Genomic DNA, 2,872 nt, shown 5'->3' on the forward strand with positions numbered 1-2,872 from the left:
GCCCCAGCCCGCCCCCCGAGAACTCGGCGATGATCTGGGCGGTCATCAGCAGCACGGCATCGGAGCTCACCGGCGACGTCGGGAACGCCACCGAACGCGGCACATAGAGCGGCGGCGCGTACAGCACGAACCCGGCCGGCGCCCCGTCCACATAGGCGATCTTGCCGCAGCTTCCCCACTCCAGCAGCGTCGCCGAGATCCAGGCTTCCTTCTCCAGCCCCGCGTCGCCGACCTCGTTCGCCCGCTCGCCACCGACCGGGTCGAGCTCCCAGAACACGCATCGACGGCACCGGCGTGGAAGATCGTCAAGGTTGTCCAACGTGACGTTGACGAGGCGACGCGACAACTGGTGGCCCCTATCCTGACGCGAGTCTTGGTGGAAAACCGCATCAATACGGCGTCCCCGACTGGCATCGTAGCTCAGTGGGGGTGGCATTACGTGGATCACCGATCCGAGGTCGGCGATACGGCTCCCCCCGATGGGCCGTCACAAAAGGTGACGTACTCTGGTTTTCTCCGGCACTTCGACCGAGGAGGTGGACCGTGACAGAGGATACGGATCACGGTCAGACCAGCGCGCCCCAAGGGTCGCGCATCGACGCCTACGTCGATCGGTACGCAGCACGAGCTACCGGGATGGTCGCCTCTGAGATCCGAGCTCTCTTCGCCGTCGCGTCGAGGCCCGAGGTGGTCTCGCTCGCCGGCGGCATGCCGTACGTCACGGCTCTTCCCCTCGACTTGATCGGCGAGCTGATCGCCGACCTCGTGGCCCGGCGCGGTTCGACCGCGCTACAGTACGGCTCAGGCCAGGGAGACCCGCACCTGCGCGAGCAGATGTGCGAGGTCATGCGGCTTGAGGGCATCGAGGCGGACCCGAGCGACGTAGTGGTCACCGTCGGTTCACAGCAAGCACTCGATCTGATCACCCGGATCTTCATCGACCCCGGCGACGTGGTGCTCGCCGAGGGCCCGTCCTACGTGGGCGCCCTCGGCACCTTCACCGCCTACCAGGCGGACGTCGTCCACGTCGCGATGGACGACGACGGCCTGAACCCGGCCGCGCTGGCCGAGACGATCGAGACGCTGACCCGCCAGGGACGGCGTATCAAGTTCCTCTACACGGTCCCGAACTTCCAGAACCCGGCCGGCGTCACCCTCAGCGTGGCGCGGCGGCGCGAAGTGCTCGACGTCTGCAACCGCGCGGGCGTGCTCGTGATCGAGGACAACCCGTACGGCCTGCTCGGCTTCGACGGCGACCCGCTGCGGGCGCTGCGCGCCGACGACGCGGACGGGGTGATCTATCTGGGGTCGTTCTCCAAGACCCTGGCACCGGGGTTCCGGGTGGGGTGGGCGCTCGCGCCGCACGCCGTGCGGGACAAGCTGGTGCTCGCGATGGAGTCCGCGGTGCTCTCGCACTCCTCGTTCGCGCAGCTCGCGGTCGGGCAGTATCTCGCCACCCAGCCGTGGCGCGAGCAGATCAAGTCCTTCCGCGAGCTGTATCGCGAACGCCGGGACACGATGCTGAGCGCGCTTGAGCAGCTCATGCCCGCCGGATGCTCCTGGACCCGCCCTGCCGGCGGGTTCTTCGTCTGGCTGACCCTGCCCGAAGGGCTCGACTCCAAGGCGATCCTGCCCCGCGCGGTCGCCGAGCGGGTCGCGTTCGTACCGGGCACCGGCTTCTACGCCGACGGACAGGGCGCCGGGCACATGCGGCTGTCCTACTGCTATCCGGAACCGGAACGCATCAGGGAGGGCGTCCGCCGCCTGGCCGGCGTGATCGAGCAGGAGACGCTCCTGCACGAGACCTTCGGCACCGGCACCACTCCCGGCCGTGCCGGGGTCCACACCCCGGGTCCCGACCTCGCCTGACCCATGATCCGTACGGCCGGCCACCCTGTGGCCGGCCGTACGGCGTTTCAGATACCCGGCCGATCGAGGGGGTCTTCTCGATATCCGCTCACAACCCGACCCACTTTGGCCTGACTTGACCCCAGACGCACCTCCCCCCTCCACCTGGCCGCAGGCGTTGGGCTAACCTGTCCTGCATCCGCTGGCAGGTTCGCGACGCCGGCGCGCGCATCACCTGCCCGTGCGGCACCGACCGTGCCGCGACGCTTTCTCCGGAGCCTCGGTTCGAGACTCCACGCTGGAGGGACCTATGAGCGATCTCGGCCACGTGCTGGTTCTCGCGGGCGGGCTGTCGTACGAGCGCGAGGTCTCCCTGAAGTCCGGACGCCGAGTCAGCGAGGTCCTGCGAGCCGGAGGCATCGACGTCGAGACCCGCGACACCGACGCCTCGCTCATCCCCTCCGTGCTCGCCGACCCGCCCGACGCCGCCTTCGTCACCCTGCACGGGGTTTCCGGCGAGGACGGCGCCATCCGATCGGTCCTGGAACTCCTCAACGTGCCGTACGTCGGCGCCGGCCCCGAAGCATGCCGCATCGCCTTCGACAAGCCCAGCGCGAAGGCGATCATCAAGGCGTCCGGCCTCAGCACCCCCGATTCGGTGACCCTCCCCAAGGAGACCTTTCACGACCTCGGCGCCACCGCCATGCTGGAGCGCATCATCGACCGCCTGGGCCTGCCGCTCTTCGTCAAGCCCGCCCGCGGCGGCTCCGCCCTCGGAGCCTCACTCGTCCGTACCGCCGAGGAGCTCCCCGCCGCGATGGTCGGCTGCTTCGCCTACGGCGACACCGCCCTGATCGAGCGCTACGTCTCCGGCGTGGAGATCGCCATCTCAGTCGTCGACCACGGCGACGGCCCCAAGGCACTCCCCCCAGTCGAGATCGTCCCGGACGCCGGCGTCTACGACTACGCCGCCCGCTACACGGCCGGCCACACCGAGTTCTTCGCCCCGGCCCGCCTCTCCCCC

Annotated in this window: 2 protein-coding genes and 1 pseudogene; 2 read left to right on the forward strand and 1 reads right to left on the reverse strand. The window is 69.3% G+C overall.

Annotated features, from left to right (window positions below; translation table 11 throughout):
• A pseudogene (locus tag C1I98_RS37450) lies at positions 1-277 on the reverse strand (GNAT family N-acetyltransferase); the annotation flags it as partial.
• A 359-nt stretch (positions 278-636) separates the two neighbouring features.
• On the opposite strand from C1I98_RS37450, the gene C1I98_RS37455 reads away from it, so the two are divergent.
• Together C1I98_RS37455 and C1I98_RS37460 are read left to right on the forward strand one after the other, a co-directional pair.
• Positions 637-1,869, forward strand: a complete 1,233-nt coding sequence (locus C1I98_RS37455; protein WP_111171991.1) for an aminotransferase-like domain-containing protein — start codon at positions 637-639, stop codon at positions 1,867-1,869.
• A gap of 289 nt (positions 1,870-2,158) precedes the next feature.
• Positions 2,159-2,872 (forward strand): D-alanine--D-alanine ligase family protein (locus C1I98_RS37460; RefSeq protein WP_111171992.1); only part of this gene is annotated, 714 nt, incomplete at its 3' end.

Source organism: Spongiactinospora gelatinilytica (assembly GCF_003236385.1).
GTDB lineage: Bacteria > Actinomycetota > Actinomycetes > Streptosporangiales > Streptosporangiaceae > Spongiactinospora > Spongiactinospora gelatinilytica.

What these genes read in the sequence shown, in the direction of transcription:
- C1I98_RS37455 (WP_111171991.1), top strand. Translation starts at nt 637, where the DNA reads ATGGTCGCCTCTGAGATCCGAGCTCTCTTCGCCGTCGCGTCGAGGCCC.